This is a genomic window from Vibrio sp. RE86, assembly GCF_013114545.1.
Lineage (GTDB): Bacteria > Pseudomonadota > Gammaproteobacteria > Enterobacterales > Vibrionaceae > Vibrio.
This window is the reverse complement of record NZ_VTXI01000010.1, coordinates 87,691-104,002: the sequence shown is the minus strand read 5'-3', so window position 1 is coordinate 104,002 and position 16,312 is coordinate 87,691. Positions and strand designations below refer to the sequence as shown.

The following is a 16,312-nucleotide window of genomic DNA, read 5'->3' as shown; positions in this document are numbered from 1 at the left end:
ATACATCTCCTCTATCTTTGCACGCCAGAACTTACCGATATGACGACGAGACTTACAATGACCTATTCTGAATTCAAACAATCTGATTTACATAAGTGCCTGTTAGTGACAGGGGAACTGCTCTCCGTTGCTGGCAAAATTGCTTTTCGCCTATCAACCACATTGATCAAAGCAGCAGGTTGGCTCGTTGTCCGAGCGTATAAATACGTCATGAAATGATTCTTTATCACCGTTCTCTTTATTGAAAACGCCGACTTATGTCGGCGTTTTTCGTTTGTACAATAATTCACCAGCACATTCTATCACTGGCGTAAAATGGTAAAAGTTAGATTTCGATAACACGCATACTGAACCTGTTCCGAAAAACAGACTTTTAAATAACACAGGTAATATGATGAAAAAGATTGCACTTAAAGTAGTAGGACTAACCGTTTTGGCAACTGCACTGACTGGTTGTATCGGCAGTAACGCCGTAACAGGGAAAGTGATGAAATTTAACGTTGAAGTTGTTGATAACCGTTATGCTCGTGCTGGTGTTAACTTCTTACTTGCCCCTGTGTATGGTATTACGACCGCCGCTGACTACGTGGTCTTCAACTCACTTGAGTTCTGGACAGGTAAAAACCCAATATCAGGTGCACCACACGTCTTCGATACGAAAACTGATACTCACTTCAAAGTGAATGATGAGCTGGATTCAAGCTTGAAAGAAGCTCCGGTTGCCCCTCTTTCAAACAACCGTACGATTGAAACGGGTGAGATGATAAAAATCGATGACAACACCGTTCAAATGGATATTGTGTACACTAATGGCGAGACTGCAACACTAACAGGTATCAAAGACGGCGAGAACGTCAGCTACTACATGGACGGCGAGCTTGTTTCTCAAACGACAATCTCTGAGCTAGAGAAACTAGAAAAAGGCCACGCATAACAGTAAAAAGCCCTGCTATATCGGCAGGGCTTTTTACATCATTCGCCTTGAGCTTGAGACAGTCGAATACTGACTAAACTTGCAACCATGATCGCCAAGTAGAAACTCCCAATTATCGACTCCATAAAGACGAAGAATTGAGCGACCGGTAATTGGGGTGATATGTCGCCATAGCCCACCGTTGTTAGCGTTATAAAACTGAAGTAAAGCGCATTAAATAGGTTGGTTAACCAAGGCTTAGCCTCTAACCCATTAAATGCCTCAGGTAACAGTTCTAAGATCAACAAATACAACGTCGCCCACGCTAAACCCAGTAGCAAATAAATACATATCGAGCCGATGATGTGGTTCTTTGTCACCGTTTTAGCAGACATGACTTGTTTTAGCGCCGAGTAAATATGGGAGAACAGAAACATTAACAGTGCCGCTAAAGTCACAATCGAAAGGTCGTAGTTTTCAAGAAACGAAAACGTCCCTGACACCGTAGCCGTTACCAGAAGCACACCATACCAAGATCGATACAACGAGCGATTTCGATTTATGCCCGCGATAGACACCGCCAAAGTGACAACAATTAAGCCTAAAATGCTTTTTTGTCCTTCAGGATAGAACTGCTGCATCACGGCACAACTAAAGAACAGCCCTAACAGCGCAAAAAACAGAAAGTAAAAATTGTCATCCCTTGAGACTGGCTTCATTTATTCGGCCTCACTTGGCTCTGTGTCTAACCACGCAACCAGCAACTGGTAAGTAAGGCTAAGGACAACAGCACCAACAAACAAGCCCACAATGCCTGACATCGCCATACCACCCAATGCTCCTAATAAAATGACCAACATTGGGATATCGGAACCTCGGCTTAACAAAACCGGTTTCAATATTGCGTCACTGCCGCTCACCAAAATACACCAAACCAAAAAGAGGCTTGCCGCAACCGTCGACTCGACACTGAACATGTAAATGATGGCTGGCAGTAGCGCTAAAATAGGCGGTAGCTGAATGATAGCCACCAGCAGAACCGCTAACGCCCAAAATGCCGCTGCAGGGACGCCTGCTACAACCAAACCAATGGCTGAAAGTACTGATTGAATTAAAGCCACACCAATCACGCCTTGAACGACACTTCGCACGGTAGATTTTGACAACTGAACCAGATCATCCCCTTTGTCATGCGTTAATCTTGCGACCAGTTTCGTCAAACCTTGCTGGCATTTATCGGCGTTACTCATAAACGCACCCGCAATGATCGTCGAGATAATAAACTGCACAAACCCACCACCTACAGATCCAAGCACTGACGCCGCTTTAGACGCAAATTGCTTGATCTCTTCAGCGTATTTTACGAATGCGCCTTCTAGGTTAGTCGATGCGTACATCATTGCTGCATAGACTTTCTCTCCTACAAGAGGAATATCTTGTAGAGATGACTTTGGCTTCGGTACAGAAAGTGAACCATCTTGAAGACCTGTGATCATTTCTGACGCACTGGTGTAGATTCCTGAAGAGAGCGCAATGAACGGGATCAAAAGCAAGAGTACGCCAATAAAACTTAAAAGGCCGCTCGCTTTACCTTTCGACAACCCAGTTCTGTTGGAAATCGCCATCGCAACTGGGTATAAAGCCGTTGCAATGATCGCCCCCCAAATGACGAGGAGAATAAAAGGTTTGAGTATTGAAAAACACCAATAGACGAGTATTGCGACGGCCGCTATTTTGATCGCTGCATCAATCGCTTGATTGGAATAGTGTTGATCTAACTTCATAAGACATCCTTGTTTAGCCCAAATCTAAGGCTGATTTTGTAAAAACTTCCAATTACGCGTCTCTAAGAACAGAGAAGCTAAAATCATGTAAACACCAATTAAAACCAGTTGGAAAATTCGAATGAATGTATTGGCGTCAATATCTCCAGAACTGAGCAGGGTGCTGCCAATAAGAACGAGTAAGGTACTGAATGCACCAGCATAAATCGGCGCCTTCTCTGGAATGGTATAAATCTTCGTTGCCATAAAGATAGCAATCAGACCGATGAATAAACTGTAAAACACAATGTTTGGCACAATGCCTAATATTGAAAATGCTCCAATTGCTAAGGCTCCACCAATACCATTGCTAATGAGCAGAAATGCACTGATCTTGACCGACTTCTCTGACGTGATCATCAAAGAGAGTATCGCAATGAACATCATAGTGAGTAAGGCATCAGAGATCTGAAAAAGAAAGAAGAAGCACACAACAGGAAACGAGATAATCATTGCTCGAAACGCAGAGTACCAACGTTGCTGTTTGTTAATTGGCGGCTCGGCAAACCCGGAAAACTGACTCTCTGGCTCAGGGAAGTAAATGTGAACTAAAGAAAAGATCAATATCGCCACCACACCTGATGAAGCCAAGCCAGTCGCTAGATAGACCGAGATCCCTGGATTGGAGATTGCCATAAAAGGCAACATCAAAACCGAAATCAACAAGATGGTTGCAAACAGGTTCCACTTAGGATCAGAAAACAGGTAGTAGCCCCATAGCATCATTAAGCCAACAAGAACTAGTAATGGGATTGGATACTGGGTAATTCCCCCCGCCAGCAGTAACCCTAATCCCATGGTCGCCACTAAAGCCAGCAATAATTCATAGACGGTTTCACGATACAAGTTAGGCTTATCGACCAAAAATTTAGCCGTAAAGACTGGAGCCACAAATGCCAATGGCCAATTGATCCAAGCCGCTAGAAATACGGCCAGAATCACTCCAACCGTAAAACGTAAAATTCGTCGTTGGACTAAAGGCTCAATAATCACATTATCGGACATAAGAGAGCACACTAACTACACGGATCCACACCTTGCCTATCATATTGAAAATAAAGTTATCTTCACTGTAGACAATCACGTCCGCCTGACCACCGATGCGCAACATACCACTTACTTCTTGACGCTCAAATTCAATCGTAATCGGCAGCATTTGTGTCTGTCTTAACCAGCCCGTTTGTTGACTTGCTTGAGCAAGCTTACCTGCTTGATCGTTCTGTCCCCAATCAACGCCCCAATCGATGCTTGTAACTCGCCCTTTCACCACTTTGCCAGGTACAAAATCGAGAGCGACTTCAACCTCATCGCCAACTTGAACATTACCCAAGCTGTTTTCTCGGTAGTAGGCTTCTACCCAGATATCTTCAGTTGAAACAAATGTCATTAGTGGTTGACCTGTTGATGCGTAGAACCCTTCTGATAGGCTAAAGTTCGACACCCCACCTTGAGTTGGCGCAGTAATAACGGTGCGCTCTAAGTTAAGCTGAGCCTGTTCAAGAGCAAGCAATGCAGCTTTCACTTGGCTGTTCTCTTCACCCTCTTTACCCATCTGCTGCTTGGCTCTTTCTAGATCTGCTTCCGCATTCACCACCGCTGCCCTTGCCGTTGCTAACGCTGCTCTTGCTTCATCGGCATCCGACTTAGACACCACACCTTTTTCTGCCATAGCAAGAATACGCTTAGCCTGTACTTGCGTATTCTGACGCTCGACCATTGCAGAAGTCAGTCTCGCTTGCGCCGAAGCGATGTTGGCCGTTTGAGCTCCAACATTTTGACCTGCGATCTCTAAATTTTGCTCAGCCTGCTGCACGGCAATTTTGTAGTCAGATTGGTCAAGCACTGCAAGCACATCTCCTTGTTCCACCAGTTGATTGGGTTGAACTCGAATGTCGATGACTTTGCCAGGCACTTCAGGTTTGATAGGAACGATGTAGCCTTTTACACGGGCATTATCGGTGATAGGAATGACACGATCGGCAACGATGCTAAACAACAAAGTGACTGCAACGAATGTGAGTAAGTAATTGGTTATCTTTCTCACCTTGTCCTGTTTGTTGGCTTCTTGTGCTTCAGGCTCTGTAGCTTGTTCCACATTTCCTTTGACTTCTGACATGGAAATCCCTTTTCAATAGCTAAAATTAAATAAAATTAATATCTTAAAAATAATCTGGCAGTTGGAAAACTCAAGCAAACAGAGTTAGATTTGTAAAACAAAAGACAACAAATGATATGCATGTCTAATAATTGCAACAACGTACAAGGAATGTAACGCAATGGCTTCAGAATCGTATCAAGTACCTGTGATCCAAACTAACTACGCTAAAATATTGGTGAGTGTCTTTTCAGACTATGGATTAGACGTACACAAACTTCTCGAAGACTCTGGTTTACCCCCTGATTTGTTTGAATCACAAAGCGATTTTGTCCCATCTGAGTCGATTAAACGATTGATCTTTCTGACCTCATCCCAGTTAGGTGTCACCAAGTTTTTCGATTTACTGGCTTTGGCTTTACGTCAACGCATCATTCCACATGTGCTTCACCAATTTTGCCAATACAAAACGATTGGCGATGCGATCACCCACATTAATAAAATCTTCGTTAACGACACACCAAGCAGCAACGTCCACTATGAGATTGAACACAACTTATCTTGGTTTTGCGTGTATGGAAAAGGCAAAGAAGGCCTACACTTTGATTGGTCTGAAGCCTTCGCCCTCTGCTACATCATTGAACTCATTCGATTGCTCTCCAAACAAGAACGTTGGGTTCCAACAAAAGTGAAGCTTCAAGGCACAGATGTCAGCCTAACCAAACAGCTTCTACCTAACTCTTGCCAACTGTACATTGAACAACCAAGGACGGCTGTCTATCTGCCAGAAGAGATACTCAACTGCGAAATCAACATCCCACAGAGCGCACTGAGCCCAAAACCTGCCGTCATCGAATGGCACACCAGTTTTACAGATAGTGTGTTTGAGTTACTCAAGCCTTATGTCAAAGAGCAAGACCTCTCGATTGAGCAAGCCGCTGAATTGCTCAACTTTTCAGTCCGAACTTTCCAGAGAAAGCTAAAAAATGAAAATACGTCGTTCAGGAAGATCAAAGAGAACCTGATGTTCTCCGTTGCCTGTGAGTTAATGGAGGAAGGCCATAGCTTAACGTACATCTCGAGTCAGCTTGGCTACACCAATATCTCGCACTTCTCAAGAGCCTTCAAACGAGTCTCTGGTCTCACTCCAAAGCTCTACCAAAAATCCATGTCTTAACAACAATCGTCGCTCATTAGGCATCGCTTAAAAATAGAGGTTTGTCCCCTCTAACTTAGGCGCACTTGAGACCTGATTACGCCCTGACCTTTTGGCCACATACAGCGCACTGTCCGCCTGACGAAACGCTTCATCGGCATTACCAACTTCCGCCACCCCACAGCTTAATGTAACGTTAAGTTGGGTACCGCGAGTAATCACTCCTTTTAATCGATACATGGCTTCAAATGCATCGTCTATATCGGTTTCTGGCATCAGAATGGCAAATTCTTCGCCGCCAATACGATAAACATGGTCAGTTTCACGCACGTTCATTTTTAGCAAGTGGGCCACCGCTTTTAAGCTCTCATCACCGACAGTATGCCCAAACCGATCATTGATTTGCTTAAAGTGGTCAATATCTAAGATAGCAAGACACGCCTTCGCTTGTTGGTGCCTTTTTGAAAGCTGCGCATAATGCACCAAGTCGCGGTCAAACCGTCGACGATTCCAACATGAGGTTAACGAATCGGTCTCAATCAGTTTTCTCAGCCTATCTTCTAAGCTTTTTCTTCGACTGATATCCGTGAACGTCACAACATACTTACTCGCTTGGCCCAACATATCGACCACTTTTTCTACATGCACAGTCACTGTAAAACGACCACCTAGCCGGTTTAAGCCACTAAACTCCCCTTTCCAGCGTATGTTTTCTGAAAGATGCTGGGTAACTTCATCGACAACTGACGAGCCGAACAAGAAAGGAAGGTCAATAATGGACTTTGATTCAAGATGACGAGCGGTGTAGGCGGTAATGGCAGTAAACTGGCGATTCACACGTTCAATCGTCAGGTCTTTGTTCACCACAACAAGACCAGCAACCCCATCAATGATCGCTTCAGACAGCTGAACCCGTTTTTGAGCAATCTCATGCTTGTAGATACGGACACCCAAAAAGAGCGTAGCCGCCGTTGCTAGGACGAGTAATAACTTAAATACAATATGAGTTGAATCCGTCATTAACCAAAGACTCAGCCCCCCATTCATAATAAACGGGGGGATGATATACAATGCAACGGAATACTCATTTAACGTGGGATTCATAGCATGCTCTCAACAACGAATGAACGGCTATATTGAGCGATTTTATGAAATAAAACTTACCATTTTACGCCACATGCAAAATTGCAATAGATGACTTTGTAAGCCTGAAAAACCAATAGGCACAAGCTCACTGTCTGCTTTGTCTTTGCTGATTATCTGCCAGATTTTCGATACTGACTCGGCGTCATCTTCATGGTTCTCTTAAACGCGCGAGTAAAGTGCGCTGAGTCTGAGTACCCCATCTTACTCGCCACCTCTGTGATAGATAACTCTGAATTAATCAAAAGTTGTTTGATTCTCTCCATGACAAGATCTTCGATGAAGTTTTGGTAAACCACTCCCTCAGCCTCAAGCTTTCTTTGCAATGTTCGGGTATTAATATTTAAGATTTCTGACGCCAATTTAATCGGTAAGCGTCCCATTGAAAGATAAGGCTCTATAGCGAGTTGAAAGCTAGATAAAAAGCTTGTTGGCAAAGGAGAATAAATCGTTTGGTCTTGAATGGAATGTGCGCTTATCGCTTCAACAGGCGTGAACATCAGCGCTTCTGGGATTGAGAACGCCGTCACTGGCCGCTCGGTATAAAATTGCGCGCTGCCTAACTGAGGCAAGTTTAAAAAGTCTTGCAAGTCATGGCTCTGCACGCCGACCTCTTTTGGCTTCCAACTCCCCAGAGTCAACGCTGATAGCAGCTCATTAATAAAGATAACCGAAAAAATCTCAGCATAGAGAAACCAATTATCATCGCTGTATGCCTTTTCTCTGACTAACCACCACTTCCCGCCAGAATACTTGGTGTAGACTTTGGCTCCGCTAGACTTGTGTTGCAGCTGCTCTGAAAACTCATCAAGTGCAGCTTTGAGCGTTGTTCCTTTAGTCAGGCTCTGGACATAAGTCGGAATATAGACCTGCTTGCAAAAACTCCAGACATTCAGCGCATACTCTTCTTTCGTGTTGCTATCTCCCAACATTTGAAGAATATTCTTCAGTGTTGTTTCTGGTAGGTATTGATAGGTTTCGACATCGTTATTGATATCGTTGGGGATATTCGCTGAACGCAGCAAACTATAGATGTTATCGTCGACATCTTTGAATAACTGTAAAAAGAGTGCCACGTCTTCTTTTTTAACAAGCTTGATGAAATTATCGTTGTTTGGCATCAGATCCCTGACAATTGGTGTCTTGTTGATTTTCAGACTCTAATCTTAGCCATTAAGTTAAAACCGTTCTAATCGTCCAAACTTGAATTTAGCGTTAAAACACAATAAATCCGTTACAATAAATCAGTAGTTGAGCACACTGAGCACATTGTCTAAAATGCGCAGCTCAATATCTATTTCAGGTTAGAACTATGAGCGATAACAAACCAGCTTTACCCGATCACCTAGCAGGCAACCCACGTAGCCCACATTACGTGGCTGAGTGTTTCGAGCACCCTATTGGTATTCGCCTAAACGGTAAAGAGCGTACTGATGTTGAAGAGTACTGCATCAGCGAAGGTTGGGTAAAAATCCCTTCACCAAAAGCAAAAGACCGTTGGGGTCAGCCAATGCTGATCAAACTTAAAGGTGAAGTAGAAGCGTTCTACAAGTAATAGCACTCGCTATTGAGTCACTTCAATACATAGAGCTTATTTAGGCTCTATGTATTTCTCTCCTACTCGCCCCTTTTTAAGCCCGATTTCCTGTCACAAGCTAAAAACAGCACACATTTGCCTGAGTGCATGCAACAGACCTACACCATCATCCGTAACACATAGTTTTTAGACACAAAATGGTGTTTTAGAGCCGCTGTAATATGAACGACGACCAAAAGACCTAAAAGCGCACAACTTACACGGTGAAGAATAAAAAAGAAGTCGTTGATTTCCGGGTGCTTCACCAAGTTTTCTATCGTAACCAGCCAAAAAAACGAGTAAGGCTCTTTAAGCATTAAGTAACCGGTACTGAACACCAAAAACATCAACAAATAGATAAGTGAATGCACGAGCTTTGCTACGCCCTTTTGTGTTTTTGGGATACTAGAGGGCATTTCAGGGGAATGACGAAAGTGGCTCCAAACGTACCTGAGTATAAGTAACGGTGTCACTACCGTTGCAAGTGACATGTTAAGTATCGATAGAAATGAAAATATTTCGGGTCGGTCCATAACCAAGTGCATCACATAACCTGCAACGGTGGCGTAGATGATAACCGTAGCCATGATCCAATGAAGTGAGCGGCTAACAAGGTCGTACTTTGGATGTTTCATTTCAACTCCTTTGATATCAAACAAAAACAAATATGCACCAAGTGGCTTAGTATTTATTTCTAGCATCAAAATTAGTCAGGTCAACACACCCAGCCGAAATTCCAGAGTTTTTGTGTGGTGATACGAAAAATGGAAGAAATTTTAGACAAAAAAAGAGCCGCTAAATGCGGCTCTTAATTATTCGTAATTTCCGAAGTATTGGATTACTTCTCTTTACCGAAGATGATGTTCTCTTGCTCTTGTACACGGATGAAAGTAGTACGCTTAGTCAGCTCTTTAAGCTTTGCTGCGCCTACGTATGTACAAGTTGAACGTACACCACCAAGGATGTCAGAGATAGTGCCGTGAACAGAGCCACGGAATGGTAGAAGTACGGTTTTACCTTCAGCAGCGCGGTACTTAGCAACACCACCGGAGTGCTTGTCCATTGCAGACTGAGAAGACATTCCATAAAACTTCATGAATTGCTCGCCGTCTTTCTCGATCACTTCGCCGCCTGACTCTTCGTGACCTGCTAGCATACCGCCTAGCATTACGAAGTCTGCGCCGCCGCCGAATGCTTTAGCAACGTCACCCGCACATGAACAGCCACCGTCACCGATGATCATGCCACCAAGGCCGTGCGCTGCGTCACCACACTCGATGATTGCAGAAAGTTGTGGGTAACCAACACCTGTCTTAACACGAGTCGTACATACTGAACCTGGGCCGATACCCACTTTAACGATGTCCGCACCTGCTAGGATTAGCTCTTCACACATGTCACCTGTTACAACGTTACCCGCAGAGATAACTTTGTTCGGGAACTCTGCGCGCACTTTTTCAACGTACTCTACTAGATGCTCAGAGTAGCCGTTCGCGATATCAATACAGATGAAGATAAGCTCTTCAGATAGCGCCATGATTTGCTTCGTTTTTTCAAACTCAGCGTCAGAAGTACCTGTTGATACGAAAACGTTGTTAAGTGTGTTCTTGTCTGCGTTTTTAACGAAGTCAGCCCACTGCTCTACTGTGTAGTGCTTGTGTACTGCTGTCATTACATTGTGCTCTGCTAGAGCCGCCGCCATTTCAAAGCTTGCAACCGAATCCATGTTCGCTGCAATTACAGGAGTGCCAGACCATTGACGACCGCTGTGCTTGAATGTAAACTCGCGGGTTAATTCAACTTGAGAACGACTTTTAAGAGTAGAACGCTTCGGGCGGAATAGTACATCTTTAAAGCCTAACTTAAGTTCTTGTTCGATACGCATGATAAATTTTCCTGTAATCAAATTTACGTGTCGTGCGTTTTCGGTAAACGTTGGCAGACGCTTTACTGAGTTTCGGACACAAAAAAACCGGAGCGTTGGCAGACGCTCCGGTTTTCAGCATTATAGGTCGCGATTAATTTCCCGCAAGACTGATAATTCAATTTTTTTTGTGATACAGTTTGGTTAAGTTGCATACCTAAGTAACTCTCCCGCATCAGAAAAACACCCAACACCCCTTAAAAACAATCACTTAGAGAACATTACGCAAAACGTTTGCGCAATCCTTTTCATCCTACTGGTAATAATTTCACCAACGATTTATCTCCATTTGTCTACCTTCTGGCCATTCAAACCACATAATCGCTAATTTGTGCTTACCAATTTTGTCTTAAAACAGTCAAAAATAGACAAATAAATCAATATTTTTCCTTCAGATGTGAAAAAGGCAGAAGACGCGAACGTTTTCTGCCTTTTAACTGTATTTAGCTAGATTATTACAGCTTAAAGAATGATAACTGTGCCTTTTGCTTTTCAGCTAATGATGACAGTTCATTACTTGCACTTGCGCTCTGACAGATACCAGATACGTTTTGGTTTACAAGCTCAGACATGTTCACCACGTTGCGATTAATGTCTTGTGTTACCTGAGACTGCTGCTCTGCTGCCGTAGCAACTTGGGTATTCGCGTCATTGATATTGGTCACTGACTCCGTAATGCCCTGAAGCGCACCATTTGCTTGTAGCGTGAGGTCGTTGTTCTTAGTCAGCATCTCTAAGCTCAGCTGCATGCTGTCATTCGCAAGACCAGACTGCTTTTGTAGCTCTTCAATGATGGTTTGAATCTCGCCTGTAGACTCTTGCGTTCGCGCTGCAAGCATACGTACTTCATCGGCAACTACCGCAAAGCCGCGACCTGACTCACCCGCTCGCGCAGCTTCAATCGCTGCATTCAATGCAAGAAGGTTAGTTTGTTCAGAAACACCACGAATCACTTCGATCACATCGTTGATCTGCTCAGACTGCTCTTTCAAGTTTTGAACAACCTGTGCTGCTTCATTCAATGCAGTGCCCATTTGCTCACTCGCTTGATTGCTCTCAGCAAAGATGTTCAAACCAGATTGAGCCAATTGATCCGCTTCACGTGCAGTAGAGTCGGCAAGCTGTGCATTATCACTTACATTGTCTGCTGTGCTTGAAAGCTCATTCACCGCCGACGCAACTTGCTCAATCTCTGCAAGCTCTTGCTGAGCGTTCGCTTGGGCTTGAGTCATTACCGCAGCAAGCTCGGTCGATGCAGATGCGACTTCTTCACTAATGCGAGTTAGCTGTTCAACCGTTGTGTGTAACTGCTCTGCCGTTTGGTTAACGTCTTCACCTAGATGCGAGACTTCGTTATCACCTTCTACTGTTGCGCGCACAGACAAATCACCTCCAGCGAGTTTACGCATCACTTCTTGAAGGTTCTTGATAGGTGTCACGATCATGCCGGACAGTATCCAAGCAACAGTAAGAGAAATCGCTAAAACAGACAGCACTAGCCACATCGCTAAGCTTTGCACCTTGGCATTTTGTTCAGCGCTCTGCTCCATTGCTGCTGAAGCAAACTTGTTCACCTTGGCAGATAACGCGTTAATACTAGCAATCATATCGTTGCCAGAAGTGCGATACTCAGCAATAAAGCGGTTGTATTCACTTTCACTTACTGTGCCTTGATCACGACGAGAGAATAGCTCAACGGCGCGATTCGAGTATTGAATGTAGTTTTCAATCGCTCGGCGAACACCATTCACGTCATCGCGAAATGTATTACGCTGCGCCATTTCGTCGAGGTCGTTTTGGATCTGATTAAGACCCGTTTTTAATTCCCCTAAGAACGCATTGCGGCGCGATGAATCGTAAATCGCATATACCGCACTGATTCGAAGTGGATAAACCTGATCATCAATGTCAGCCAGTTTATCTTTGTAGAATAAGAGGGAATCTGTATTTGAGTCGATGATCTTTTGTTCTGCTTCTAAATTGTTTTTGGTTACCCATAAAGCAATAAACAGCGCAAAAGTGGTAAAAAGAACAGGCAGTAGTACCTGCGTTCGAATAGACAAGTTTTTAAGGGATAATTGCATTATTTTTCTCGATCAAGTCGGTGAATTCATCCTTGATGTTGGGAATATTCCCAAGATATAAAAGGGACGGAGTTTAGCACAGTTATGTCATTGATTGCTAAGCGAACCTTTGCCATTTATAGATTTACAGTTGTTAACCGTTTGCTTTTAAAATTGTGACAACAACTATATGCAACCATTTTATAAATTTATCATTCTGACTTTTTGACTCAAAACAAAAAAAGGCCAAGCAATGCTTGGCCAATTGGGACAGAACTTTCTCAACCTAAGATTAATACCTATTTAAATCAGTATTCAGGCTGAAATCAGGCAGTTCGATTAAAAATCGTAGCGCGCACCTAGACGTAGCGTATCTTCACCCTGAGTCACTAAATCAGCGACTTTCACTTCATCAAGGCCATTCATGTAGTAAGAAACGTAAGTACGGAAGTTGCTGTTGAATTTGTAGTAACCCACAAGCTCAATACCGTCGGCTGCATCAGCTTTTGTGCCAGACAGTTCATTCTCTTGGTATGTGTACAGTGCAGCCGCTGAGAATTGTTTAGTGAACTTGTATTCCGCAACGAGTTCATAAGCCGTAAACTCGCTACCTTTACCTTCATCGATTTCATTGTCACCTTGAGAGTATGTACCTGCAAGGTATAGGCTATCTAGCGAAAAGCCTAGGCCGAATAGAACTTGTGAATCAGAAAGGTCACCGCTGTCTGCGCCAGAGAATGCAAGACCAACATCTAGACCAAATGGCGCTGAGTACATACCCGCTAGGCTGTAGCCATCTGAATCTTTTGCTGATTTCGCTTGATAAGTCGCTTCAAGCTGGATTGAGTCAAAGCCGCCACGGTAAGCAATAACGCTGTCTTCTTTGTCACTTGCAGAGTCAATCGTCTGCTGGATGCCTGAGAACTCTGTAATATCGGTCATGTCAGAGACGATAACTGAAGCCATATCTTGACGGCCCACAGAGATCGCATGGCCATCAAAGTCTAGACCCGCGTACATGTAACGGTTTTCAAAACCAGTGTCGCCGCCTGTGTCTTGCTCACCTTCGTAAACACCGAATGCAGACATGCCATCGGTAATTTCTGATTTACCCTTAAGGTTGAAACGAGCACGAGTGCTGTCATCCATCGTGCCTTCAATTTCAGCACCTTTTGAAGTACCGATGAAGTCACCGCGGAACTCTACGCGACCACCCACTTTCAACTCTGTGCCATCTGATTTGTAAACTGTCGCTGCTAGTGAAGAACCTGATACTAGTGCTGCAAATACTGCAGACGCTACCACTGCTTTTTTCATCTTATTTACCTTGCATTTATAATGAGCTTCTATGCTCGAACTATGTGTTGCGAGATAAATTAGAGGTCTGAGATGAAGGTTTAATTGCTAATCCATTACGATTAAGTGGCGATTATATTTATATAATATTACAGTAAGCTATTGTATTTGTTTGAGTTAGTATTAATACAACTGACACATACTTACTGTAAAGGCGATAGTTATGAAAGCTAGCGTTCATCCTTGGGTGAATCCATCACCACCATGGTTGTAATAGACTGAACATGCTCACACTCACCCAATACATCGGCGTGAAACTTCTTGTAGCTTGGTAGGTCTTTTGTTTCGACCCTCAACAAATACTCATTTGCTCCTGTAATGTTATGACATTCGACTACTTCATCTACAAAGCGAACATGGTCTTCAAACTCTTGTTGTGACTGTTTTCGGTGACTGGCCAATCCAATTGAGACATAAGCGATAAAACCAACCCCTAGTTGAGTATTATCTGTGATCACTCGATAGCCTTTAATCACACCTTGTTTTTCAAGCTCTTGAACCCGTCGTAAGGTCGCAGAGGCCGACAGTCCTATCCTTTCAGACAGCTCTACATTGGAGATTCTTCCGTCTAGTTTAAGCTCCTGCAAGATCCTTTCGTCAAACCTATCCATATAATCCCTTTATTGCGTTGCGTTGTCTTATCTGACGAATAAAAGCACATAATTGCTCAGTAATCCACCTACTATAGTCGTGACCGGTCAAAAATGTATTCTCTACGCAATATTGTTGCGTTCACTCTGATTTATGGACTTGATTATGGAATTTGAACAACTCAGCGCGTTAGTACTTTTTGCCGCAGTCTCTACCTTTACGCCCGGCCCGAACAACCTAATGCTCATGACCTCTGGTGCAAATGTCGGCTTTGCCCGTACTCTTCCTCACATGAGCGGTATTGCATTTGGCTTTGCATTTATGGTGCTGCTGGTTGGTCTTGGGTTGTCATCCGTGTTTCAAACCTACCCCGCCACTCATAGTGTTTTAAAATATCTGAGCTTGGCGTATTTAGCTTATCTGGCGATTAAAATTGCGATGAGTGGCCGAGCAAAAGATGTGGAAGATTTTAAACCGATGACATTCTTAGGAGCCGCCAGCTTTCAATGGGTCAACCCAAAAGGTTGGTCAATGGCATTAAGCTCTGTCACCTTATACAGCAATGGTGGAGGATGGTTTGAATTATTGATTATCTCTGCCATCTTTTTAGTGGTTAACTATCCGTCAGGCAGTTTCTGGATCTTAGCTGGTCGAGAGTTACAACGTTGGCTCACCAATGCCGTACGTGTCCGAGTATTCAATGTCACGATGGCAGTCTTACTTGTTGGTTCTACCCTGCCAATGATCTAACCGCGAATGTAAATAATGTTAAAGATACTATCTTAATAATTGATGTATTGTTAATCTAAATACGAACAAGAATAGTTATCGAGTAGAACATGAAAAAGCCATCGCCTAAGAAAGTTACCGTCCTATCCACTCTTTCAGTCACACCGAACATGCAACGTATTACGTTACAAAGTGAATCCCTGAAAGAGTTCCCAGCAAATTGCGAAGGTGGCTACATCAAGCTTCTGTTCTCGCCTTCAGGTCAGACAGAACTTGGTGAAATCACACCAGAAAACAAACCCGTTATGCGTACTTACACTATTCGTCGCTTTGACGCGGAGCAAGGAACGATTGAAGTCGACTTCGTTAAACACATTACCGAAGATCTACAATGTGGTTTTGCTGCTCGTTGGGCGATGAATGCATCCGCTGGCGATACAATCGCAATTGCAGGGCCCGGTGTGATTCAAGATATGAGTACCGATGCCGATTGGTTCTTTATGACGGCTGATATGACGGCGCTTCCTGCCCTATCGGCCAAGATCAAACGTCTGCCTAGTGATGCAAAAGGTTATGCCGTTATCAAGGTGATTTCTGAGCAAGATATTCAGCCGATCGACGTACCCGAAAACTTCGACGTAAAATGGGTATTTGAAGGGGATGATCTAGCTCAGGCTGCGCGCGACCTACCATGGCTTGAGGGTCGTGCATCAGTGTGGTGTGCGTGCGAGTTTGATTCAATGCGAGCGCTTCGCCAATACTTCCGCAATGAGAAAGAAGTCGAACGTGAAAACATCTACATCAGCAGTTACTGGAAACAGGGCGTCGCGGAAGATGGTCACAAAGTCATTAAGCAGCAAGACGCTCAAGAGCAAGGCGCTTAACCTTCTGACATAAACATCAAGGTTGGCATAGTGATTTGCTATGCCAACCTTATCCACCC

Annotated in this window: 17 protein-coding genes; 6 read left to right on the top strand and 11 right to left on the bottom strand. The window is 43.8% G+C overall.

Annotated elements, in window-relative coordinates:
• Positions 1 to 57 precede the first annotated feature (57 nt).
• Together F0231_RS11755 and F0231_RS11750 are read left to right on the top strand one after the other, a co-directional pair.
• Positions 58 to 219, top strand: a complete 162-nt coding sequence (locus F0231_RS11755; protein ID WP_171759913.1) for a hypothetical protein — start codon at positions 58 to 60, stop codon at positions 217 to 219.
• A 175-nt stretch (positions 220 to 394) separates the two neighbouring features.
• The gene (locus tag F0231_RS11750; RefSeq protein ID WP_171759953.1) at positions 395 to 934 is read left to right on the top strand and encodes a DUF3332 domain-containing protein; all 540 of its coding nucleotides are present in this window, start codon (positions 395 to 397) and stop codon (positions 932 to 934) included.
• A gap of 38 nt (positions 935 to 972) precedes the next feature.
• On the opposite strand, the gene F0231_RS11745 is transcribed toward F0231_RS11750, so the two are convergent.
• The 4 genes from F0231_RS11745 to F0231_RS11730 are packed head-to-tail and all read right to left on the bottom strand — an operon-like array spanning position 973 to position 4,852.
• A complete protein-coding gene (locus F0231_RS11745; RefSeq protein WP_171759912.1) occupies positions 973 to 1,632 on the bottom strand; it encodes a potassium channel family protein in 660 nt (219 codons plus the stop codon).
• The gene (locus tag F0231_RS11740) at positions 1,633 to 2,697 is read right to left on the bottom strand and encodes an AI-2E family transporter (RefSeq protein WP_171759911.1); all 1,065 of its coding nucleotides are present in this window, start codon (positions 2,695 to 2,697) and stop codon (positions 1,633 to 1,635) included.
• 24 nt (positions 2,698 to 2,721) lie between these two features.
• Positions 2,722 to 3,741: a DUF2955 domain-containing protein gene (locus tag F0231_RS11735; RefSeq protein ID WP_171759910.1), complete on the bottom strand. Its 1,020-nt coding sequence runs from the start codon at positions 3,739 to 3,741 to the stop codon at positions 2,722 to 2,724.
• Complete coding sequence (locus F0231_RS11730) at positions 3,731 to 4,852, bottom strand: HlyD family secretion protein (RefSeq protein ID WP_171759909.1); 1,122 nt, start codon at positions 4,850 to 4,852, stop codon at positions 3,731 to 3,733. Before F0231_RS11730 ends, F0231_RS11735 begins: the two co-directional genes overlap by 11 nt.
• A gap of 160 nt (positions 4,853 to 5,012) precedes the next feature.
• Here F0231_RS11730 and F0231_RS11725 point away from each other — a divergent pair, with 160 nt between their 5' ends.
• The gene (locus F0231_RS11725; protein ID WP_171759908.1) at positions 5,013 to 6,008 is read left to right on the top strand and encodes an AraC family transcriptional regulator; all 996 of its coding nucleotides are present in this window, start codon (positions 5,013 to 5,015) and stop codon (positions 6,006 to 6,008) included.
• Positions 6,009 to 6,035: 27 nt separating this feature from the next.
• Here the strand turns inward: F0231_RS11725 and F0231_RS11720 are convergent, their stop codons facing one another.
• Together F0231_RS11720 and F0231_RS11715 are read right to left on the bottom strand one after the other, a co-directional pair.
• Positions 6,036 to 7,091 (bottom strand): GGDEF domain-containing protein, encoded by a 1,056-nt coding sequence (locus F0231_RS11720; RefSeq protein ID WP_171759907.1) that lies wholly within the window; start codon positions 7,089 to 7,091, stop codon positions 6,036 to 6,038.
• A 152-nt stretch (positions 7,092 to 7,243) separates the two neighbouring features.
• A complete protein-coding gene (locus tag F0231_RS11715; protein ID WP_171759906.1) occupies positions 7,244 to 8,251 on the bottom strand; it encodes an AraC family transcriptional regulator in 1,008 nt (335 codons plus the stop codon).
• 191 nt (positions 8,252 to 8,442) lie between these two features.
• Here F0231_RS11715 and F0231_RS11710 point away from each other — a divergent pair, with 191 nt between their 5' ends.
• Positions 8,443 to 8,685, top strand: a complete 243-nt coding sequence (locus F0231_RS11710; protein ID WP_171759905.1) for a DUF3297 family protein — start codon at positions 8,443 to 8,445, stop codon at positions 8,683 to 8,685.
• 140 nt (positions 8,686 to 8,825) lie between these two features.
• Here F0231_RS11710 and F0231_RS11705 read toward each other — a convergent pair whose 3' ends face one another.
• The 5 genes from F0231_RS11705 to F0231_RS11685 all read right to left on the bottom strand — a co-directional run bounded on the left by F0231_RS11705 (position 8,826) and on the right by F0231_RS11685 (position 14,660).
• Positions 8,826 to 9,341, bottom strand: coding sequence for a cytochrome b (locus F0231_RS11705; protein ID WP_171759904.1), 516 nt, complete (start codon positions 9,339 to 9,341; stop codon positions 8,826 to 8,828).
• Between the two features lie 203 nt (positions 9,342 to 9,544).
• On the bottom strand, positions 9,545 to 10,591 hold the full coding sequence (locus tag F0231_RS11700; RefSeq protein ID WP_171759903.1) for a GMP reductase: 1,047 nt from the start codon (positions 10,589 to 10,591) through the stop codon (positions 9,545 to 9,547).
• A 494-nt stretch (positions 10,592 to 11,085) separates the two neighbouring features.
• A complete protein-coding gene (locus tag F0231_RS11695; RefSeq protein WP_171759902.1) occupies positions 11,086 to 12,714 on the bottom strand; it encodes a methyl-accepting chemotaxis protein in 1,629 nt (542 codons plus the stop codon).
• Positions 12,715 to 13,032: 318 nt separating this feature from the next.
• Positions 13,033 to 14,010, bottom strand: coding sequence for a porin (locus tag F0231_RS11690; protein ID WP_171759901.1), 978 nt, complete (start codon positions 14,008 to 14,010; stop codon positions 13,033 to 13,035).
• 209 nt (positions 14,011 to 14,219) lie between these two features.
• Positions 14,220 to 14,660, bottom strand: coding sequence for an Lrp/AsnC family transcriptional regulator (locus F0231_RS11685; protein WP_171759900.1), 441 nt, complete (start codon positions 14,658 to 14,660; stop codon positions 14,220 to 14,222).
• 145 nt (positions 14,661 to 14,805) lie between these two features.
• Between F0231_RS11685 and F0231_RS11680 the strand changes: the two genes are divergently transcribed.
• On the top strand, positions 14,806 to 15,390 hold the full coding sequence (locus tag F0231_RS11680; RefSeq protein WP_171759899.1) for a LysE family translocator: 585 nt from the start codon (positions 14,806 to 14,808) through the stop codon (positions 15,388 to 15,390).
• 89 nt (positions 15,391 to 15,479) lie between these two features.
• A complete protein-coding gene (locus F0231_RS11675) occupies positions 15,480 to 16,253 on the top strand; it encodes a siderophore-interacting protein (protein WP_171759898.1) in 774 nt (257 codons plus the stop codon).
• The last annotated feature ends 59 nt before the right edge of the window (positions 16,254 to 16,312 follow it).